Source organism: Acinetobacter sp. CFCC 11171 (assembly GCF_003268405.1).
Classification (GTDB): Bacteria; Pseudomonadota; Gammaproteobacteria; order Pseudomonadales; family Moraxellaceae; genus Acinetobacter; species Acinetobacter amyesii.
In genome coordinates, this window is sequence record NZ_LQXP01000014.1 from 49710 (window position 1) to 70890 (window position 21181).

Annotated in this window: 15 protein-coding genes and 2 pseudogenes; 12 read left to right on the forward strand and 5 right to left on the reverse strand. The window is 40.2% G+C overall.

Translation table 11 applies throughout. The annotated features are described in order from the left end of the window. Positions 1 to 9 precede the first annotated feature (9 nt). Positions 10 to 348, reverse strand: coding sequence for a hypothetical protein (locus tag AVJ20_RS08620; RefSeq protein ID WP_111884913.1), 339 nt, complete (start codon positions 346 to 348; stop codon positions 10 to 12). A 346-nt stretch (positions 349 to 694) separates the two neighbouring features. On the opposite strand from AVJ20_RS08620, the pseudogene apbC reads away from it, so the two are divergent. The 8 genes and pseudogenes from apbC (at position 695) to AVJ20_RS08660 (ending at position 10570) form a co-directional block, all read left to right on the forward strand. Further along, positions 695 to 1965, forward strand: a pseudogene (gene apbC / locus AVJ20_RS08625) (iron-sulfur cluster carrier protein ApbC). 198 nt (positions 1966 to 2163) lie between these two features. Beyond that, positions 2164 to 2466 carry a hypothetical protein gene (locus AVJ20_RS08630; protein ID WP_111884914.1) on the forward strand — a complete coding sequence of 101 codons (303 nt, stop codon included), beginning with the start codon at positions 2164 to 2166 and terminating at the stop codon, positions 2464 to 2466. 263 nt (positions 2467 to 2729) lie between these two features. Beyond that, positions 2730 to 3323, forward strand: a complete 594-nt coding sequence (locus tag AVJ20_RS08635; protein WP_078192265.1) for a LysE family translocator — start codon at positions 2730 to 2732, stop codon at positions 3321 to 3323. Between the two features lie 112 nt (positions 3324 to 3435). After that, on the forward strand, positions 3436 to 4005 hold the full coding sequence (gene dcd / locus AVJ20_RS08640) for a dCTP deaminase (RefSeq protein ID WP_005008040.1): 570 nt from the start codon (positions 3436 to 3438) through the stop codon (positions 4003 to 4005). A gap of 244 nt (positions 4006 to 4249) precedes the next feature. Next, entirely contained in the window at positions 4250 to 6307 is a 2058-nt protein-coding gene (locus tag AVJ20_RS08645; RefSeq protein ID WP_111884915.1) for a hypothetical protein, read from the forward strand. A 10-nt stretch (positions 6308 to 6317) separates the two neighbouring features. After that, positions 6318 to 7007, forward strand: coding sequence for a hypothetical protein (locus tag AVJ20_RS08650; RefSeq protein WP_111884916.1), 690 nt, complete (start codon positions 6318 to 6320; stop codon positions 7005 to 7007). Between the two features lie 30 nt (positions 7008 to 7037). Further along, a complete protein-coding gene (locus tag AVJ20_RS08655; RefSeq protein WP_111884917.1) occupies positions 7038 to 9218 on the forward strand; it encodes a DUF6160 family protein in 2181 nt (726 codons plus the stop codon). Positions 9219 to 9268: 50 nt separating this feature from the next. After that, positions 9269 to 10570, forward strand: coding sequence for a hypothetical protein (locus AVJ20_RS08660; RefSeq protein WP_111884918.1), 1302 nt, complete (start codon positions 9269 to 9271; stop codon positions 10568 to 10570). Between the two features lie 62 nt (positions 10571 to 10632). Here the strand turns inward: AVJ20_RS08660 and AVJ20_RS08665 are convergent, their stop codons facing one another. The 4 genes and pseudogenes from AVJ20_RS08665 to AVJ20_RS08680 form a co-directional block, all read right to left on the reverse strand. Further along, positions 10633 to 12348, reverse strand: coding sequence for a proline--tRNA ligase (locus AVJ20_RS08665; RefSeq protein ID WP_111884919.1), 1716 nt, complete (start codon positions 12346 to 12348; stop codon positions 10633 to 10635). Between the two features lie 96 nt (positions 12349 to 12444). Continuing rightward, positions 12445 to 15548, reverse strand: a pseudogene (locus AVJ20_RS08670) (efflux RND transporter permease subunit). A 23-nt stretch (positions 15549 to 15571) separates the two neighbouring features. Beyond that, positions 15572 to 16675, reverse strand: a complete 1104-nt coding sequence (locus AVJ20_RS08675; protein WP_111884920.1) for an efflux RND transporter periplasmic adaptor subunit — start codon at positions 16673 to 16675, stop codon at positions 15572 to 15574. A gap of 46 nt (positions 16676 to 16721) precedes the next feature. After that, the gene (locus AVJ20_RS08680) at positions 16722 to 17315 is read right to left on the reverse strand and encodes a hypothetical protein (protein WP_373685909.1); all 594 of its coding nucleotides are present in this window, start codon (positions 17313 to 17315) and stop codon (positions 16722 to 16724) included. A 343-nt stretch (positions 17316 to 17658) separates the two neighbouring features. Here AVJ20_RS08680 and pilG point away from each other — a divergent pair, with 343 nt between their 5' ends. Genes pilG through AVJ20_RS08700 form a run of 4 tightly spaced genes read left to right on the forward strand, consistent with a single transcriptional unit; the run spans position 17659 to position 21103 of the window. Then, a complete protein-coding gene (gene pilG, locus AVJ20_RS08685) occupies positions 17659 to 18042 on the forward strand; it encodes a twitching motility response regulator PilG (protein WP_078191060.1) in 384 nt (127 codons plus the stop codon). A gap of 29 nt (positions 18043 to 18071) precedes the next feature. Beyond that, positions 18072 to 18440, forward strand: coding sequence for a response regulator (locus AVJ20_RS08690; RefSeq protein WP_078191059.1), 369 nt, complete (start codon positions 18072 to 18074; stop codon positions 18438 to 18440). Between the two features lie 6 nt (positions 18441 to 18446). Continuing rightward, on the forward strand, positions 18447 to 18983 hold the full coding sequence (locus AVJ20_RS08695) for a chemotaxis protein CheW (RefSeq protein WP_111884922.1): 537 nt from the start codon (positions 18447 to 18449) through the stop codon (positions 18981 to 18983). A 44-nt stretch (positions 18984 to 19027) separates the two neighbouring features. Continuing rightward, complete coding sequence (locus tag AVJ20_RS08700) at positions 19028 to 21103, forward strand: methyl-accepting chemotaxis protein (RefSeq protein WP_078192256.1); 2076 nt, start codon at positions 19028 to 19030, stop codon at positions 21101 to 21103. The last annotated feature ends 78 nt before the right edge of the window (positions 21104 to 21181 follow it).

Below are 21181 nucleotides of genomic sequence, written 5' to 3' on the forward strand. Positions count from 1 at the left end.
TTTTAGGATTCATTGTTTTAATCCATCTAAATTTTCAGTCTTAATATTTTTGACTTGATCATCGACTACGGTAATCACATAGCGCATATTGGCAATTTCATAGGTGTAATCTACCGCTAGTTTCGCAGGCAGATTTTTCTCTTGCAGCGGATAAGACACCATTTTCATCGGAGATGCTTGCATACGCGAGCGCATGAGATCGATGCTATCACCAATCGCTACAGTTTGTCGGTCAGGTGTTTGAATGGCTTCAGTTGCAATTTCTGCATAGGCTGCTGAAGTCAGGAGCATCAAGGCACATAAAGTCGTTTTATAAATATTCTTCTTATAGATAGTCTGCTGATACATAGTTTTCCCCATTTTTAAAATTAAAAGCACAAAATGTGCCTTTAGATTGCACATCCATCGCTATGATTATTCTGTTGAAACGATTGAAATATAAACTGAAATTACGCTGTAAAAGTATGGTTGATATGTAATCAATTTAAAATTTTATGGCTTTGGTTTAGCCGCATAGATCAACTACACGGGCATTTTAAGTGGCGCACGCTTGAAAACTTGTTTGAAAGCTGACTAAATTACTCAACTTTATAAGCTTATAGGGATAAGTCATTCATCTCCCTCTTACTCTGGGGCAGATGAACAGGTAAACTATCGCTATTATCTTTTGATGTTCCTGTTTGGAGACAACATAATGTCGTGGCTTTCTTCTCTAAAATCTGTGTTTTCACCCTCCCAAGAGGTGAAAGAAGAGGAAATCCAACAGGTTTTACAAAACTATGTACTTCCCAATTCAAATAATGCCTTAAAAGACCGTATTACTCAGGTGAATGTGCAAGGTCAGATCTTACAGATCACGATTAATACCTTTCCTTCAGAAGCCGATGACTTGCAAAAAATCCATGATGATTTGGCTGATGCGTTGGAAAAATGCGGCATTAACGAACTGAATATGCATGTGATTCAACAAAAAACAGGGCATAAATCTGAAGGTGGTTGTGGTCATCATCATGCAGAAGGCGAAAGCTGTTCTAGCCAAGAAAAAGCTGAGAGTTCAGCAGCAAAAAGTCAGTTACCTCCAGTTGTGGATGCGTCTGCGAAAACGCCTGAAGCACCTGCCGAAGTTGATCCGAATAACCCACCGATTCAAAAAGCTGCTCCACAACAGCGTGATGTACCGAAACATCCACGCATTAAAAATGTCATTTTGGTGTCATCTGGTAAAGGTGGTGTGGGTAAATCGACCACCACAGTGAATTTGGCGCTTGCATTACAACAACTGGGTTTAAAAGTTGGGGTATTAGATGCAGACATCTATGGTCCAAGTATTCCAACGATGCTCGGCAATGCAGGCCGCACGCCGATGATTGAAGCTGAGCAATTTGTTCCTATCGAAGCATATGGTATGGCTGTACTTTCAATTGGTCACTTAACTGGGGATAACAATACACCAGTGGCTTGGCGTGGGCCGAAAGCGACAGGGGCGTTAATGCAGCTCTTTAACCAAACTTTATGGCCTGATCTGGATGTATTGGTCATTGATATGCCGCCAGGCACAGGTGATATTCAGTTGACGCTTGCACAGCGTATACCAGTGACAGGTGCTGTGATTGTGACGACACCACAAAACGTGCATTAATGGATGCAACCAAAGGCATTGAACTATTTAATCGTGTACACATACCCGTCATGGGTGTAGTGGAAAATATGTCGACGCATATTTGTTCAAACTGTGGTCATGAAGAGCAAATCTTTGGCACAGGTGGTGGCGACCAACTTTCAGCCCAATACGACATTCCACTCTTAGGCCGTTTACCGCTGAACGTACAAATTCGTGAAAATGCCGATGCAGGGAAACCGTCTGTGATTGCTGGTGATGATGCTGCTGAAAGCTATATGGAGATTGCGCAAAAAATTGCAGATACATTGCCTCAAGTTGAAAAAGATAAAAACCGTATTTTCTAAGGGTTTACTGAAATTTAAGTTGCTCGCATTAAATCTGGCCTCGTGCCAGATTTTTTTCTTAAAAAGACCCATTTTGATTTTTTTATAGTCAGTTGGTTGTTGTGTTTACACAATGTTGCATTGTATACATATGTAACCCTATATTTTAGCGCTTAATCACACTCATTAAATTATCTTGATAAATAATGAGTTAACCAAATGAAAACTTTAGTTGAAGATATCGTTCTTGCTGTGAGTACAACTGTGTTCGCTGCTTCTGCAATGGCAAATACAACGGCTCCTACGGCGAAACAGGTTGCGGGTCAAATTGCGAAACAAAAAATCGCAGCAAATTCAGATGTACAAAAAGCGGTAAAAGCAAAGTCTGAAGCAAAAGCGAAAGCGGCAAAAAAAGTCAGTGATCAAAAATCAAAATTGACTGCAAAAGAACTCAAAGCGAAAAAAGCAGCTGAAGCTAAAGCACAAACTGCAAAAGACATTAAAAAAGCGATTGTGGGTTAATCACTGACCATTGATTTTTCAGTGCGCCTGACCTTGGTCAGGCTTTTTTTGTCCTTATGAAAAACAGTAGCGTTAAACATAAGATTTTTAGAGGATTTTGACTGCGTAGTTTTTTAAATTATACGCTGAAATATTTGCTTAATATTTTGATATTTAAACATAAAAAATAGTCATCACTAAAATTCATTAATCATCGTAAAATAAGTTTTTGCTAAGTCCAGCAAACTGAATTAATCTTCGCGGATTAAGTTTGAGGTCAAAGTATGATTTCATGGTTTTTTATTGGTCTAGTTATCAGTATTTTGTTAACGCCGGGACCAACCAATACGTTACTCGCATCTTCGGGTATTCAAGTTGGGCTACGTAAATCATTCCGACTCATTCCAGCGGAAGCCTTTGGTTATCTTATTTCGATTAGCCTATGGGGTTTTCTCATTGGTAAAATTTCCGTACATCTCCCTTTACTGCCGACCATTTTGAAATTGTTTAGTGCCGGCTATATTCTATTTTTAGCTATGCGATTATGGCGTACAGCAACTGTCGCTGAAAATTTTAATCAAAAGGGCATTCGTGCACGCGAACTCTTTGTTGCGACTTTATTAAACCCCAAAGCACTATTATTTGCATCTGCGATTTTTCCTGCATTGGCTTGGCAAAATGCGCAGTATTATGTAGCTCACATGCTGATTTTTTTGTTGTTGATCGTGCCAATAGCATTCTTTTGGACCTTCCTTGGTTCAGTTTTGGCCTCGAATAAAATTAGTTGGCTCAATCAAGCCAATTTACAACGAACAGCGTCATTGGTCTTGGTTAGTTTTTCGATTCCACTGAGTTATTCTGCGATTTTAAAACTCTAAATTGATTTGAAAATGACTAAATCCGCTTAGTTCGGCAAAGCTTATTTTCATTAAGTCGGATTTCAGTTAAAGTACCACGCAATAATTGATTTAAGTTTTTGGATAGAGATAAATGGCTATTAAGTCTGATCGTTGGATTCGCGAAATGAGCGAAAAACACGGCATGATTGAACCGTATGCAGAAAACCAAGTCCGTTATGATGAAAATGGCGAAAAGCTTATTTCGTATGGCGTGTCGAGCTATGGTTATGACGTGCGTTGTGCTCGTGAATTTAAAGTCTTTACCAATGTTCATTCAGCAATTGTTGACCCTAAAAACTTTGACGATAAAAGCTTTATTGATATCGAATCAGACGTTTGCATCATTCCGCCGAACTCGTTTGCACTAGCACGTACAGTCGAATATTTCCGTATTCCCCGTAATGTGTTAACCGTTTGTTTGGGTAAATCAACCTATGCTCGCTGCGGTATTATTGTCAATGTGACGCCTCTTGAACCAGAGTGGGAAGGTCACGTGACTTTAGAATTTTCGAATACAACCAACTTACCTGCACGTATATACGCGGGTGAGGGTGTCGCACAAATGTTGTTCTTCGAATCAGATGAAGTGTGTGAAACCTCTTATAAAGACCGTGGTGGTAAATACCAAGGTCAAACCGGTGTGACATTACCTAAAGCTTAATCCTTCGGATTGAGTTTAAAAAAGCGGGCGAATTAGCCCGCTTTTTTGTTGGGTCATTCATCGGAAAATAGACCATTCGGTGGGGAAGTTTTTGCAATTGAGTAATTATTCAGCATAATAAAAAGTTAAGTGACTGGTCTATCACAAGTCTCCATTTAAGGAATAAATGGACAATAACATCAAAGCCAGTTCTCAGGAATAAATATAAGAGAGATGCAGAGCATCTGATAAAAGGAAGGTCGAGATGACTCAATTCAACCAGGCTAAGTTATTCCGCCAGAGTTGCTTAGCAGCCGCAGTCAGCATGTTTGCTGCACCATCTGTTTATGCGCTTCAAGATTTATCAGATGAAGCACTTTCAGCCACAACGGGTGAAGGTGTTGCACTCACTTTAGAAAATTTCAAAATGGTCTTTCAAGGCCCAAATGACCGTTCTGCGGCTTCTAGTTATGCGTCAGGTATGGTTGATCCTGGGAAAAGCGATACAGGTTTTATTCGGATTATTCCTACTGGTGAAAACTATGAACAATTAGGCCAGCGTGCTTACGATAAAATCTACAAAGCAGCTTATGTTGATGCTTATCAGCAAGGGCGAGTTACGGGCTATAACGGTGTTTATGACTCCACTTTCTTAAGTTCTAAAAGCACCTATGAGACCAATAATGCTACACGTATAACCAATGAAACCATCGCAACATATTCAACAGAATATCGTGGCCGATTAGTACAGTCTTATCTTGAATCGCCAACGATGCAGGCATATTACAATCAGCGTTATGCAGATTATAAAGATGGTACTATTATTTCGGGCTTAGAAACTGATGGAACAACAAAGAATACGTTGACAGCAGGTCAGGATAATAAATCTAAAGAATATGCACTGCAAAATACGTATGAGATGATTGAGTTACTATACGGTAACAATAGTACGGGTAATTTACCGACCACTTCGACTTTTTATAAAAATTATGTCTCAGGAAAAATTACCCGTTCAAATATTATTGATACAACAAAAGATGCTCAGTTAAATGCCAAAGCTGCAGAAACCCTCAATCAGTTGGCAACGGACTATGCCAAGCTTGAAGCTCAAAAGGCAAGCGATGCGGCATTAGCAACCGTGAAGAAAAATGCTGAAATTACAGCAAAACAAATTGCTTCGACTGCGACCGTATCGAGTCTCAGATCGAAAGCAGATGTATTTATATATGGCTTAGCCCTGTCCAATAGCAAAGATAAAAATGGAAAAAGTTCATTAGCAACGCGCTATACAGACCAAGGATTTAATTGGGGTACAGCAGAAAACCCATGGCTTTTCCATGCGGGTAATCAAGATGTTGAACAATTTGCGAAAGATAATAAGGGGAATGTTGGTTACTTAGCGATTGAGGCACCATTAAAGAAAATTGCGGCAGATGATGCATCTAACAACATCAAGCTTGGTTTGTGGATGGATGTATTTTCACGGTCTTTAAATTCAAGTAATGTCGTCGATCCGATTACAGGGGCGCCCACCAGTGGCTTAGATAAAGATTATCGGTTACGGACTCAAGTTGTTGCGAATGGTTTGAGTTTTAATGGTTCACAAGTTCGAATTTTTCAAACCCTAAAATCAACCAATACCAACTATAACCAAACCTTAGGTTTAGCCAGCCTAATTCGTATTAATACCAACGATCGTGCTGAATCACTCAGTATTAATGATGGTGATTTAGATGCTCGTGGTATACGTATTAGTACAGCTGCACGTTCTGAACTGGATGATGGTACTGCAGCGACACCCGCTATGGATCGTTCTGTCGCTCCGATTTTCCATGAAACGGAAGGTCTATATTTATATAGCCCAAACATCAATTTAGTTTTAGGCAATATGTATCAACCCTTTATTGTGGGATCGGAAGGTCGAAATATTATTTTGGAAGTAACACGTATTCCTAACGTGCCTTCTATATACAGTAAAATTTATACTTACTATACAGATATCGCTGGAAATACCACAGGTACATCAGGCTTAACTGCTGCTGACTTTAAAGGTTCAACCTGTAACGTCTATAGTTGTGGTACGGAGTTAAAAGCAAACTCTTCAGATGCGACAGCACTATATCAAGGGCGTAATGCAACACATAGTAGTATTGCAATCGGTACAGTAGAGCGCTTGCCTGGTAATCTGCTGAATGCAAAAAGTACGGATACGGCAACAGGTGTGGTCTTTAAAGGTATCAATGGACAAAGCACGAATTTAGGATCTGTTGCCATAGATGGCGTCTTGATTCAGCACTTAAAAATAAGAACAACAGGGCTGTAGGAGAAATTATATGTATAAAATTTTATGCGCTGTTGTTTGTGCTGCACTGACACAAACTCATGCAGGTTTAGTGTCTATGGATAATAGTGAACTCACCGCTGCAACAGGTCAAGGCGGTGCAGATCTCAGTTGGACACTTTCCTTAAACCATCAATATGCCAATGATATGTCAAAAAACAACATATCAATCATGGATGCGAATGGAAAAACGACTCAAGCTTTTTATGGATATCAATGTTCATCCAATGAGTTTTGTCGCTTAGCACTTGCGCCCAATAATCATGTGGATGCAAATGGTAATAAGAAATGGTTGGTGTTTAAACAGTTTCAAGGAACGTTACAGATCGATCAATTTTCACTAGATGGTGTGACGATTATCAATCGTGAAGGCAATCCACAAACGGCTATGCAGTTGACATTTTATGATGATAAGCCATTAAAAATTAGAAATTTAGGTTTTGCTACGTTGGCGGTGGAAACAGGGACGACAGGTAAGGAAGGTTATGAAAATACCAGTACTTATACGACCTATACCGAAAAGAAAGCTGATGGAACAACTTCAACTTTAGCTGTGCCTGATTTTGATCGTGGTTCAGAACAAGGATTTATGGGTGTTAATGTGCATGGCAACATGCACATGAGTGGAAAGTTAAACATCTTCAGTTTTAACTGCACTGGAAATGGTGCAGGTCGCTGTTAATCAGCTTTGACTGAATATAAGGATATTGTGATGAAAAAAATAACAACTTTAACGGCACTCGCAACCAGTATTTTACTTGCTCAACACGCCTATGCTTTTGAAGCGATGACCGATGAAAGCTTGGGTGCAGTTACTGGCCAAGATGGTATTTCGATTACCCATGAAGTTTCTAGAGTCAAAGTTGATCAGTTAAATTGGGTTGACCCAACCGACCAAAATAAGATGAAAATGGGTTTGCACAATGTGCAAATAGATGGCGTTGGGCAAAGCACCATTACATCAAAATTAGATTTTGATGTCGGGACTACGGATGCTGGTGTAGGCATGCGTATAGCTGCGAGTGTCAGCCCATTTACGGCTGTTGCACAAAATATTATGTTGCTTTGTCAAGGTGCAACGTGCCAAACGCCTACACAAAATTTAGGTTTACTTACGATTGCAACATCTTCACCTTTAAAAGTATTACTTGAAACCAGCAATGGTCTATTTAACCGTAATGATACGGCATATATGGAATTTCAATTGCAAAATGCCAGTATTAGTCATGGTATGAATGGACATAGCGTAACCTTAAAGGACTTTAACTTTAACTTTGCGGGTTCAGGTTATATGTATGTCGCAGCTGATGAAGGCATTGTTCTCACCACAAAATCCACAGGGAGCAAAGACCATGCAGTCAATTTGGGGCGGGTAAAGGATACTTCAGATGTACATAGCTCACGTAGCGATGCCACAAACCCCGGCGTTAATATCGATTTACGATACGGTACCGATGGTGGTGCACAGCGCAATTTAATTCGTATGGGAGCATCGGGTGCTGTCACTAATGCACGAGTTGCCTTAAATGCCAATCAAGAAGGAATTAAAGATTTTGGTCTAGCAACGAAAGCTTCAGGATATGAGTCCGTTGGTTCAGGTGGTTTACATTTAGGTGTGCGCGCGGATTTCACTTCAAAAGATGATCCGAGTCTTGTTGCAGGTCAAGCACCGACAACCTTAGAAATTGGCCATACGGGTATTGGTAGTTATGCCATTGAATTTTCTAATTTAACGTCTTTAGTTGCTGATAAAAATGCCTATATTGATTTTGGCGATATTTATATCAATACCATTCAAGCAAAAAGCCTTGATTTTCTGGTAAATGATAAATTAAAAGCGACATTAGGTTTAACCAATAATGTTTTAACCCAGAATCTGTCAAATCAAACGGCGGGTGGAAATTTTGCACTTGTGGCGATTCGTGGTATGGATTTTCAGTCCATCGCGCGTACCGCACGATTTATTTCGGATAACTCAATTGCTGCAATTGCAAGTAATGACAACAGTTGGGGGATTGGTATCCCAATTTATAATATGAATGCCAACGTTGCATTATCAGAGAAAAAATACAGTTATAAAAATGCGGCTGAAAAATCAGGTATTGGCTATAACCTTGTGATGAGCACAGATGGTTATGGTGTTGATAAAAAAACAGGAACGCCAAGTACAACATCCATTATTTTGATTGATGGTAAAAAAGGTATTAATGGTCAAGAAGTCAATTATTATGCAGGCTTAAGAAACATCAATGCACTTATTCAATCTGATGGTGTGATTGGTTATGAAAATGATGGCATCTATGTACGTGCAGATAATTTATTGATTGCAGCTAATGCCGAGTTAGCGATTGGTCAACTTCCGGGTTCAACCTATAACTGTGCGACTACAGCTTCTGCCAAATGTGGGACCACAGTACCTTTAGATAATTTCTCTAAACGTGATGATGTGTTGACGAATATTGCGTTTAAACTTGATGGTAAAGGTGAGCTATTTATAGTACCGGGTCTAAATGACACTGCAGAAAATAATTATTTATCTTTCCGTGGAAGCTTTGAATTTAAAGCATTAACTGATGCTGAAAAGAAAGATCAAAAAGTTATGGGAAGCTATTTAAGTTTGATGAATGAAGATGTAAATGCCAGCGGTGTCGTTTCAGCTTCAAGTATCAATATTAATAAAATGCAGGGCGATCTAGGCTTTGATGCTCGAATTAAAATGAAACAAGATTCGGTAGAGTTTGATAATCAGGTAAAATTCAATCCAACCAATAATATGTCTAAAGCGTTTCGTGCAGAAGTTTCGATGTTAACAAATGGCAATATGCAAAAGATGGCGGATATTGCCCTAACCGGTGGAACAATGCGAAGTACGATGGGGATTACTCCACGCTAGTAAAATTAAATCAATAACAAATAAATAAAATAACGAACAGGGAATTTGTTATGAAAAAGAAGTTAATCAGAGGTTTGATATTCTCGACATTTGCGATGAGTAGCTTATCTCATGCAATGATGGCTTTAGATGATGAAAGCTTATCAAAAGTTGATGGTCAAGCTTTACTCTCCATGGAATATACGCAGGGGTATAATTCTGTGGATGAGAGTGGACAAGCCGTTGACCAATCCAAAGTTGGCTTTTATAAACTTGGTTTGGAAGCTGAAATGGAGCTCAATGCCAATATTAAAAAGCTCCAATTGGGTTGTGGTGGTGCAAATGGCTCAGGTGCTTGTGATATTGATATTGATCATATTTCACTGAGTGGCTTGCCTGCAAATAGCAATTATACGTCGGATGAACGTGCGGCAACTTCAGCTTTGCTGACCAATCCTTTTATCGAAATTGCAATTAAAGATCCGAAATCAGCGGCAACACGTGAAGTGATGGGCTTTCGTTTGAGCGCTGAAAAAATTTCTGGATTAATGACATTAGGTACAGAAAATAGCAATACACCCAATGGTATCAATACCTTTAGTGGTTATATGAAAACAAAAGCGTCTGCGGGTGTTGCAACAACTGCCGAGCGTGTGATGGACTATGCTTCTACGCAGCAATACATTGAAGGGGCTGTTAAGGGGACATTATTTGGTGCTGAAGTTGATCTACCACTTCACTACAAATCAGATAATTATTCTTTTAATTTAAAATCAACCACGGCTCCTTTTACGATTCCAGCCACTGTTGTAAGTGGGAATCGAATGACAGATGTACAGTTAAAGGGTACAGGAACTGTTGATCGTCTAGATTTTAGTGGTCCATTAGAAGCTCAAATCTCTTTACTCGGTTTAAACATTAATTTGAATAAAGATGTGACGGGGTATCTTACTGGGCTAAAAACCGATATTACGGTAAATCAAAGTTTAGGTTTGATTCACGCACTTTATCTAAATAACCCTGCTTCGCTATCTTTACAAGCTCAAAAAATACTCTGGCCTGGTGCTGCAGTCGCAGCAGAAAGAGGGTGGTGGTTGGCGATGGAAGATGAAGTTGATTTGGGCAGTATTACACCATCAGATAAAGTGGCGATTACAGATGAAGTGTTGAAACAAACGATCGCCGGAATTAACCATGACCTAAGTACCAATGTTCGTAACTGTGGAGATTTACTCTTTGGTTGTGTTGCAGGTTCTTCTTTGGATGTTAAAGAGATTAAAAACCCGTCATTAATTGATTTCCCATTAACCAATTTAAAACTGTCTGGACAGGAGTTTCGTTCTAACTGCTTCGGCGGTCTGAAATTCTGTTAAGGCTTAAAATATTTGATATAAAAAATCCCGCACTTAGCGGGATTTTTTATATTTAGCGCAAATTATTTTGCAATTTTCGCTAAAAGGTCTTCTTTACTTAAGTTGCTTGATTCTTCATCACGGCGACCTTTGTACTCAAATGTACCAGCATCCAAACCTTTCTCGCCAATGACAATACGGTGTGGAATACCTGTTAACTCGATGTCAGAGAATTTAACACCCGGACGTTCATTACGATCATCAAGAAGAACATCATAACCAGCAGCAGTTAATTCTGCATACAGTGCTTCAGCAGCTTCCATTGTACGCGGTGACTTATGTGCATTCATGGGCACAATAGCAACTTCGAAAGGAGCAATTGCGGACGGCCAAATAATCCCTTTGTCATCGAAGTTTTGTTCAATCGCAGAAGCAACAACACGGGTTACACCAATACCGTAGCAACCCATAGTCACAACGAGAGGTTTGCCATCTTCACCTAAAACTTTACAGCCAAGCGCTTCAGAGTATTTTTGACCCAACTGGAAGATATGACCAACTTCGATACCACGTTTAATCAAGATTGTACCTTGACCATCTGGAGAAGGGTCACCTTCAACAACATTACGAAGGTCATAAACTTCGGTGTATTGTGCATCACGTTCCCAGTTTACACCTACAGCATGTTTATCGACTTGGTTTGCACCAGCAACAAAGTCTGAAAGTACAGACGCTGCACGGTCAACAATAACGGTAATGCCTTTTTCGGTTAAGCCTTGAGGGCCACAGAAACCAGCAGTTAAGCCTAAGTCAGCTAATTGTGCTTCAGTTGCAAAAGTTAAAGGAGCAGCAATTAATGGGTGTTTTTCTGCTTTAATTTCATTCAGTTCATGGTCGCCACGTAGGAATAAGGCAACCACTGGTGCAGCTTTACCTTCTTCAGCAACACCTTGAACCAATAATGCTTTGACAGATTGAGTAGGGTCTGATTTAAGGAATTCAGAAACATCAGCAATAGTTTTTTGATTTGGTGTATCAACAATTTCAAGTGCTTTAGTTGGAGCAGCACGTTCACCAACTAGTACGGCTTCAGCCATTTCTACGTTAGCAGCATAATCTGACTCTGTAGAGAATGCGATGTCATCTTCACCGCTAGACGCAAGGACGTGGAATTCATGTGAACCCGAACCACCAATTGAACCTGTATCCGCTTGAACTGGACGGAAATTTAAACCTAAACGTGTGAAAATCTTGCAGTAAGCTGCATACATGTTGTCATAGGTTTCTTGTAAAGAGGCTTGGTCAACATGGAAAGAATAGGCATCTTTCATGATGAATTCACGTGAACGCATAACACCGAAACGAGGGCGGATTTCGTCACGGAATTTAGTTTGTACTTGGTAGAAGTTTGCAGGCAATTGCTTATAGCTTTTCAATTCATTGCGAGCAAGATCTGTAATCACTTCTTCATGAGTAGGGCCAAGTACAAAGTCATTGTTATGACGGTCTTTAAAACGTAAAAGTTCTGGACCATATTGTACGAAACGACCTGATTCTTCCCATAAAGATGCAGGTTGAGTGACAGGCATCAGGACTTGAAGTGAACCAGCACGATCCATCTCTTCGCGGATAATCGCTTCAACTTTATTTAATACGCGAACGCCCATCGGCAGCCAAGTGTATAAACCTGAAGCCAATTTACGAATCATCCCGGCACGAAGCATAAGCTGATGTGAAATAACTTCAGCATCGTTTGGGGTTTCTCTTAACGTTGCAAATAAAAAGCGACTCGCGCGCATGGAAACTGTCCTAAAAAATTAAGCGTTAAAGTGGAGAGTATACAATAAAAAATGAGGTGAACATTTTCCAAAGTCACCTCATTTTATATTTTGTCATTATGACATGATTTTTTTGGCCTGACGTGCAAGGAAGTTTCGGAAATCGTCCAAATAGGTAAAAATCACCGGCACAACCACAAGTGTTAGTAGGGTAGAGGTAATCACCCCGCCAATCACGGCATGTGCCATTGGCGCGCTTTGTTCACCGCCTTCACCTAAACCAAGTGCAAGCGGAACCATACCCATTACCATTGCACTGGTGGTCATTAAAATGGGACGTAAACGGGTTTTACCTGCTTCAATAATCGCTTCATAACGATCTACACCATGATCCATGGCTTTTTTAATAAAGTCGATGAGTAGAATTGCGTTCTTTGTCACCAAGCCCATGAGCATAATAATCCCGATAATGGAAAAGAGGTTCATGGTTGAATTAAATAAGAATAGAGCTAAGAAAACCCCAATCAATGATAAGGGTAATGAAGCCATAATGGCTGCAGGGTGAATGAAGCTATTAAATTGTGAACCCAAAACAATATAAATAAATACAATAGAGAGGGTAATTGCAGTCATTGCATAACCCGCAGACTCAGCCATATCTTTATTGGCACCTTGCGTGACAAAACTATAACCTGGTGGCAAGTCGAAGTTTTTCTCTATCTTATTGATTTCGGCACCAATATCACCCGCAGGACGTCCTGCTGTGTTGGCTTCAACCATTACTTCACGTGCCAGATCACGACGGTTAATTTGTGAAGCACCAAGTGTTTCTTCAAAGCTTGCCACACTTGCCAATGGAACTAAAATAGGTAAGCCTGCAGCATCGGTTTTTTGTGATGTGATGTACATGCTTTGAATGTCAGTTGGCAGTCGACGCTGATCTTCAGTGAGTCTTAAATTTACATCATAGGTTTCGCCTTTATCATCCTTCCACGTTGTTACATTATCACCCGCAAGAAGAGGGCGTAATACATTGGCGATTTGATTGACGGATAAACCTAAATCACTGGCTAAAACGCGATTGATATGTACACCTAAGGTCGGTTTAGGTTCTTTGAGTGAGCTTTCTAAATCGACAATACCGTCGACTTTCGAAATTTCTTTCATGAAGCGGTCAGAAATGCGTTGTAACTCATCTAAGTCTGGTCCTTTAATCGAGATCATTACCGGCTTTTGGCCGCCCGATACTGTTTCATCGGCTGAGGCAATCGAGGTAATAGTAATACCTGCTATATGTTTTAAGCGGGTACGGAATTCATTGTTGAGATCCGTTAATGTTTGACTACGCTCTGTACGAGGTGAAACAGTGACACGAATGCTGGCATGGTTTTTACCCCGATCAGTGGCACTATTAATTGCACCATAAGTGGCTTTGACTTCTGGATGTTGGCGAATGATACGATCTACTTGCTTAAGCTTAGCCTGCGAATATTCAAGGGTTGCATCAACTGGTGTTTCAAATTTGATCCGAATTTCACCTTTGTCTGGTACGGGTACAAATTCAGTTCCGATCATTTTGGATAAAGCTAATGCGCCAAATAGAGACGCGACGGCGATTAAAAGGGTAATGAGCCTAAATTTTAAAGCAAGCTTGAGTAATTTTTCATAATGATGGCTTAGGTTGTCGAGCTTGCCCGAAATCCAGTTAAAAAAACGTTTGATTTTACCCGGCTTTTTATTTGGATCGTGGCGCTCTGCCCAGTGAGCAGACAACATGGGGTCAAGGGTGAAACTCACAAACATTGAAATCAGTACAGCGGTACTGACGGTTACACCAAATTGATAGAAGAAACGCCCAATAATGCCGCCCATAAATGCCACAGGTAAAAATACCGCGACAATGGTCAATGTTGTGGCCAATACGGCTAAACCAATTTCTTTTGTGCCGTCGAGTGCAGCGGTGACGTGGTCCTTGCCCATATCGGCATGGCGGACAATATTTTCGCGTACTACAATAGCATCATCAATCAGGAGACCGATACTCAGTGAGAGAGCTAGTAGGGTCATCATATTGATAGTAAAACCAAAAATCCAAACAAAGGTGAGGGTACCTAGTAGCGAAATCGGTAGGGTTAAACCTGTAATGGCTGTCGAACGAAATGAGCCGAGAAATAACAATACAATGAGTACCGCAAGTACTGCACCTTCAATAATCGTACGTGCCACGTCTTTAATGCTGCCACGAATACCTTTTGAAGAATCAACCACAATTTCTGCGGTCGTGCCTTTCGGCAATTGCTGTTGGATTTTACTTAAGGTTTTACGGGTATTATCAACTACCTCAATCACATTAGAGTCCGAACTTCTTAGAATGTCGACAGCGACGGCTGTTTTACCATTCAGATAAGCACTCGACTCCATTTCAGCTTGGCTATCTTCTATTTCGGCAATTTGTTTGAGATAAATCGCGCGCCATTTTTATTGGTAACCACTAAATCACCGAATGAGTTTGGGTGAATAACCCGAGATTTAATTTCGACCACCAATTCTGAGTTCTTTTGTTTTAAAGTCCCCCCCGGAACTTCAATATTTTCAGATTTTAGGGTGTTTATAACTTGATCGATCCCAATCCCGAAACTTTGTAATTTTTGCGGATTTACTTGAATACGAATTTGACGCTGTGCATCACCCAATAAATTGACCGTACCGACACCGGGAACCGTTCTAAGCTGGGGCACAATCCGTTGATTCAGATAGGAACTCAAATCACGTAAAGACATGTCCTTCGATTCAAAAACAATCGACATAATTGCACTGGCAGTAGGGTCATAACGTTCTACAATCGGGTCATCAATTTCATCACGAAATTGTGCGGTTACTGGTGCAATTTTATCTCGAATATCCTGTGCAGCTACAGAGGACGAGACATCTAGATTAAATTCGACAATAACCGTGGATAAACCTTCACTGGATTGAGAAATGACTTGCTTGAGGCCTGAAATGGTATTGATCTGATCTTCAAGTTTCTTGGTGATTTCAGATTCGACAGACTCAGGAGAAGCACCCGGATAGTTGGTGTAGACAACAACAAAAGGGAAGTCGACATCAGGAAACTCTTCAACACCCATACGTTGCCAAGAAGCGAGTCCTAGCACCATCAGACAGAACATCATCATGATGGTGAAAACAGGATATTTCACACTAATTCGGGTTAACCACATAACAACTGTCCTGCCTTATTCTTTTAATTTTGGCTGATACTTACATCTTGTTTGATATCTGAATCATTAAATTTAATTCGGCTGATCAGATCACTATTTTGTAAGCCCTGAACAATCGCGGTGTTATTGCTATAACTCTGATTCAAAATTTGTACAGGTACTTTGGCAATTTTATTTTGACGAATGACCCAGACGTAAGGTTTATCTTTTAGACTTTGGATGGTGTCGAGTGGAATTTTTTGGCCTGAAATATTATCTGTACCTAAGATGTGACCTTCGACAAAAGCACCAATACTTAATGACGTAATGGTTTCATTTGGGGCTGCAAAAAATTCAATTTGACGACTGGCTTGATCGGCAATCGGTGAAATTCGGCTGATTTGTGCTGTGAGTAAATTGCTATTACCTTGGATGCTATATTCAATCTTTTGTCCAATTTTCAGTGCAGCTTGCTGATCACTTGGTAATTTGGCTTGAATTTCTAATTGGTCTGGATTGACAATTTCAAAAAGGGTTTGTCCGGCAGCAACCGTTTGTCCCGGTTCAACATCACGTTTGGTAATCACGCCTTGGATAGGGCTATAAATGGTACCATCTTGATTGGCTTTTCGCGCAATATCGACATTAGCTTGTTGGGCACGGACATTTTCCATTTGAGCTTGGTAATCGACACGACTTTGTTCAAACTCTACTTTGGAAATAAAGCCTTGATTCAGCAAACGCTGTTTACGTTCCATCATCAGTTTGGCTTGATTGGCTTGAGCTTGCGTTGATGCAAGGTTTGCTTGAGATTGAGCAAGACGTGCGGCATTGTCTTGATTATTTAAACGCACCAACACTTGGCCTTTGCTGACACGTTGTCCGACTTCTGCATTAACATTGGTTGCAGTCGCAGTGACTTGGGCTTGAATACTGCTCTGATTGACCGCCCGAATGGTACCTGTAAAGGCTGTTTTTGAAATGGCTTTGCCTTGTTCGATCGTGACCAGATCTTGTTGAATCAATTCAATCTTATTTTCTGGTTTAACACTTTGCTGCGGATCTTCTTTTTGACATGCAGCCAAAGTCAGGCTTATGCAAAGCAGGCTAAGCTTTAAAAATGGGGATGATTGCTGTGCAGAGTGCATAATGGTCCTTATATCAGCGGTCTACAAAAGCAATTGAATAACAAGTTTATTCCATCGCTTTTAAACGCGTAATAATTCTGTCGTATTCAGCTTCTGTATTTCGATAGCGAGTTTGTAACGATTGAATGTATTCTTTTTTCGCTACCATATTTTTTTGATTATTATCCAACATTGTTTTTAATTTTGCCGGAACGGTTTCACCTTTTCGAAAATGTTCACGTTCTTGGCGAACAAATAATACACGATCATTTTGTAATTGTTTTAATTGTTCTTGTTCAAACACGATCTGTTTACGTATACCAGTCAGTGCATCACGCTTTTTGATGGCCGCAGTTCGGCTATTGGTATAGGCTTTTTTAAGTTTGATATCTGACGCTTGCTGACGTGCTTGGGCAGCACGCTGAGGAGCTTGTCTAACGTCAGCTTCAGCATTGTAGGGGCGGTTACGTTTAATCACTTGCATATTTTGATCAAGTGCTTCATAACCATAGCGGATGTGATTTGGTGTCACATTGGTACTGATGTTTGCTACGCCTTTACTGTCATAGTAACGATACCAAGTCGCCTTTTGTGGTTGCTGTATATTGGTTGGTGCAGCAAATAAAAGCGGGGTATAAGCCAGTAAACAAGTCGTCAGAATGATTTTTTTTGAGAAATGTTTAAGGCCAATCAAGTGAATTTTTTTTGTAAGCGGACTCAACCTTGTACTCCCCAGTTTAAAGTTGACTAAATTACTTATTTTAAAGTAATAATCTTGCTATAATATGCTTAATTAAGACAATTAAATACTATTCCAAGTTAAAAAAAAATCGTTGGTCATCGGAAAGTGTGAAGCAGTTAATAAAAACAAGAAATCTTGTGTGTTTGCGCAGAAAATGTTCATTGAAAACGCAAGTAAAGATATGTTAAAAATGTTCACAACTTGTAAATAATAATGCTGCTAACTTAATTGTTTGTACATCCTCAATGGGTAGGGTCAATAAATGGACGATAAATTCCAAAATCTAAAAGTCATGGTAATTGATGATTCAAAAACCATTCGTCGTACGGCCGAAACGCTGCTTCAGCGTGAAGGATGTGAAGTAGTCACTGCTGTAGATGGTTTTGAAGCACTTTCAAAAATTGCAGATGCGAATCCAGATATCGTATTTGTCGATATAATGATGCCACGTCTAGATGGCTATCAAACTTGTGCCCTGATTAAAAACTCTCAAAATTATCAAAATATTCCTGTGATTATGCTTTCAAGTAAAGATGGTTTATTTGATCAGGCGAAGGGTCGTGTTGTAGGTTCTGATGAATACTTGACTAAGCCATTCAGTAAAGATGAATTGCTGAATGCAATTCGTAATCACGTTACAGCTTAATTAGATTTTTTATTTTTTGGGGAAAAAGCATGGCACGTATCCTAATCGTTGATGATTCACCAACAGAAACATTCCGTTTTAAAGAAATTTTAGGTAAACACGGATTTGAAGTGATTGAAGCTTCAAATGGGGCAGATGGGGTGACAATGGCTCAAGCTGAGTTACCTGATTTGGTCTTAATGGATGTGGTAATGCCGGGTGTGAATGGATTCCAAGCAACACGTCAAATTGCACGTGGTGCGACCACCAAACATATCCCAATTGTCATTGTCAGTACCAAAGATCAGGCAACTGACCGTGTTTGGGGTAAACGCCAAGGTGCTTCTGATTATCTGACTAAACCTGTAGACGAAAAACAATTAATTGATGTGATTAAGCAACACCTCAATGCAGGATAAAGCTCTATGGCAGCAAATGGATTTATCGAATTACTTCGAATCGCAAAACGAGGAAACAAAAACTACGTTTCCACTGAAAATGAAGTAAACCGATGGTCAGGCATTGCTTTTGAGATGATGGGGCAATATTACGTTGCTCCTTTAGGTGAAGTAGCTGAAGTGATCTACCCACCAAAATATACGCCAGTTCCCAATACCCAACCTTGGGTGATGGGATTAGCCAATATTCGGGGACGCTTACTTTCTTTGTCTGACCTAGCACAATATATAACCGGTCATCGAAGTAGTTTTTCACCCACTCAAAAAGTTTTATGTATTAGTCATAATGACCATTATGTCGGTTTGATAGTCGATCAAGTTTTGGGTATTCAACACTTTAATAAGAAAAGTTATTTTTCTAAAGATAATGAGTTGGATCGAAATTTGCAGGAATATTGTCAGGGGTATTTCCACCAGCATAACCAGCAGTGGAATGTATTTCTCTTCAGTCGTTTACTGCAAAATCCAAAATACATGAACGCATCTATAAAATTTATAAATTAATTGTCGCGCACGAACGAAAGAAGGCGTAATCGGGGAGAAGCTGAATGGGCTTTAAACTTAAAAAGAAAAATACGGGTGAAAGCACCAGTGGTCGTAAAGGCGGTAATGCTTTTCTGGCAAAACTGCAATCACAGACAGATCAATTATCTCGAGTTTTTGGTGATAGTGAAAAATCCAAACCATTTATTTATGGTGCGATTGGTTCATTAGTACTGGCAACGATTATTTTATTATACCTATTCTATAGCGTTCCTCGCGGTAACCAATTAACGCAAAGTTTGGGTGAACTCCGTCTTCTTTCGCAAACAATTTCGCGTCAAGCAACTGAGGCAACTGCATCAGGTACTGAAGATGCAATGAAAAAATTAATTGCCTCTCAAGATTCGTTCAAAGAAAACTTAGAAACGGTAAAAGACATTCATGCAAATACAGATGCGCTGAAATCTGTAGATACGCAGTGGGCTGAAGTTTCAAAAAGTATTGACTTGATTACTTCGCAACAAAAAATCATTAATAAATTATATGACACGAACATCGCGATTGGTGAAACCATTCCGGGGATTCAGGCGGAATATAACTTGATGGTCGACCAAATGGCACGTCAAGACATGCCTTCGAACCAGGTGGTGATTGCGAAAAACCAAGTATTCATTGCAGAACGTATTTTACGTTCGATCAGTTCGGTGCTTTCCGGTTCTGATAGTTCACGTGAGTCTGCAGATGACTTCAGTGCCGATACTGAAACCTTCGGTTTGTACTTAAATGCCCAATTGGATGGTAGTACAGAGCTTGGTGTACAACGTATTGAAAGCCCTGAATTACGTGAGTCTCTTGAAGGTATTAAAGCTGAATATGACGATGTATTAAAATCAGCGGCTGCGACAATTTTGAAAAACTCAACGCAAATTGTGAACGTACGTAAAGCATCTTCACAAATTTTTGCTGAGTCAGACAAATTGTTGGACAACTTAAATCAATTGTCTTCTAGCACAGGCTTGAAAACCATTTTACCTGCGGTACTGTTGATTCTTGCTTTAACAGCCTTCTTGATCTGTGTGTTCAAACTTCTTTCTTTACGTGGTCAATCGGATAAATTCCGTGTAACCCGTCTTCAAGAAGAATATGACCGTAACCAGAACGCGATTTTACGTTTACTCGATGAAATTGCCGATCTTGCAGACGGTGACTTACGTTCGTATGCGACGGTATCTGAAGACTTTACGGGTGCGATTGCCGACTCGATTAACTTCGCAATCGACCAATTACGTGACCTTGTATCGCGTATTACAGAAACTTCTCAAGAAGTTGCGCAATATACGGCGAATACGCAGGGTATTACCAACCAGCTTGCAGAAGCATCTGAACATCAGGCGCAAGAAATTGCTGGTGCATCAGCCGCAATTAACGAAATGGCAATGTCGATTGACCAAGTATCTTCGAACGCTGAAGAATCAGCTGTTGTAGCAGAACGTTCTGTACAAATTGCTGCAAACGGTGCAGATGTCGTAAACCGTTCAATTGAAGGTATGGACACGATTCGTGAACAGATTCAGGAAACTTCAAAACGTATTAAACGTTTGGGTGAGTCTTCTCAAGAGATTGGTAACATTGTCGCACTGATTAACGATATTGCCGACCAAACAAACATCTTGGCATTAAACGCAGCAATTCAGGCGTCGATGGCGGGTGAAGCAGGTCGTGGTTTCGCCGTGGTAGCGGATGAGGTACAGCGTCTTGCGGAACGTTCAGCGTCTGCAACCAAACAGATTGAAGGCTTGGTAAAAACCATTCAAACGGATACTAACGAAGCCGTAATTTCAATGGAACAAACGACTTCGGAAGTTGTACGTGGTGCGAACTTGTCTAAGGATGCCGGCGTAGCACTGGATGAAATTCAGTCTGTATCGGGTAACTTGGCGAAACTGATTGCAAACATTTCGGATGCTGCAAAACTTCAGTCTGCTTCAGCAGGTCATATTGCGACAACGATGAACGTTGTACAAGAAATTACCTCGCAAACTACCAGTGCAACATTTGATACTGCACGTTCGGTATCTGAATTGGCGAATATGGCTGAATCATTACGTGAATCTGTATCTGACTTTAAACTCCCAGAGTAAGTCAGGCGCAAACCTGTAGTACCTTAGCTGCGGCTAGGGTACTTCACCGATTACAGATAACACATCGATAAGGTGAAC

Coding starts and splice junctions, on each gene's coding strand:
- AVJ20_RS08675 (WP_111884920.1), bottom strand. CDS start 16,675: ATGCACTCTGCACAGCAATCATCCCCATTTTTAAAGCTTAGCCTGCTT.
- dcd (WP_005008040.1), top strand. CDS start 3,436: ATGGCTATTAAGTCTGATCGTTGGATTCGCGAAATGAGCGAAAAACAC.
- AVJ20_RS08645 (WP_111884915.1), top strand. CDS start 4,250: ATGACTCAATTCAACCAGGCTAAGTTATTCCGCCAGAGTTGCTTAGCA.
- pilG (WP_078191060.1), top strand. CDS start 17,659: ATGGACGATAAATTCCAAAATCTAAAAGTCATGGTAATTGATGATTCA.
- AVJ20_RS08660 (WP_111884918.1), top strand. CDS start 9,269: ATGAAAAAGAAGTTAATCAGAGGTTTGATATTCTCGACATTTGCGATG.
- AVJ20_RS08695 (WP_111884922.1), top strand. CDS start 18,447: ATGGCAGCAAATGGATTTATCGAATTACTTCGAATCGCAAAACGAGGA.
- AVJ20_RS08655 (WP_111884917.1), top strand. CDS start 7,038: ATGAAAAAAATAACAACTTTAACGGCACTCGCAACCAGTATTTTACTT.
- AVJ20_RS08620 (WP_111884913.1), bottom strand. CDS start 348: ATGTATCAGCAGACTATCTATAAGAAGAATATTTATAAAACGACTTTA.
- AVJ20_RS08635 (WP_078192265.1), top strand. CDS start 2,730: ATGATTTCATGGTTTTTTATTGGTCTAGTTATCAGTATTTTGTTAACG.
- AVJ20_RS08700 (WP_078192256.1), top strand. CDS start 19,028: ATGGGCTTTAAACTTAAAAAGAAAAATACGGGTGAAAGCACCAGTGGT.
- AVJ20_RS08630 (WP_111884914.1), top strand. CDS start 2,164: ATGAAAACTTTAGTTGAAGATATCGTTCTTGCTGTGAGTACAACTGTG.
- AVJ20_RS08690 (WP_078191059.1), top strand. CDS start 18,072: ATGGCACGTATCCTAATCGTTGATGATTCACCAACAGAAACATTCCGT.
- AVJ20_RS08650 (WP_111884916.1), top strand. CDS start 6,318: ATGTATAAAATTTTATGCGCTGTTGTTTGTGCTGCACTGACACAAACT.
- AVJ20_RS08665 (WP_111884919.1), bottom strand. CDS start 12,348: ATGCGCGCGAGTCGCTTTTTATTTGCAACGTTAAGAGAAACCCCAAAC.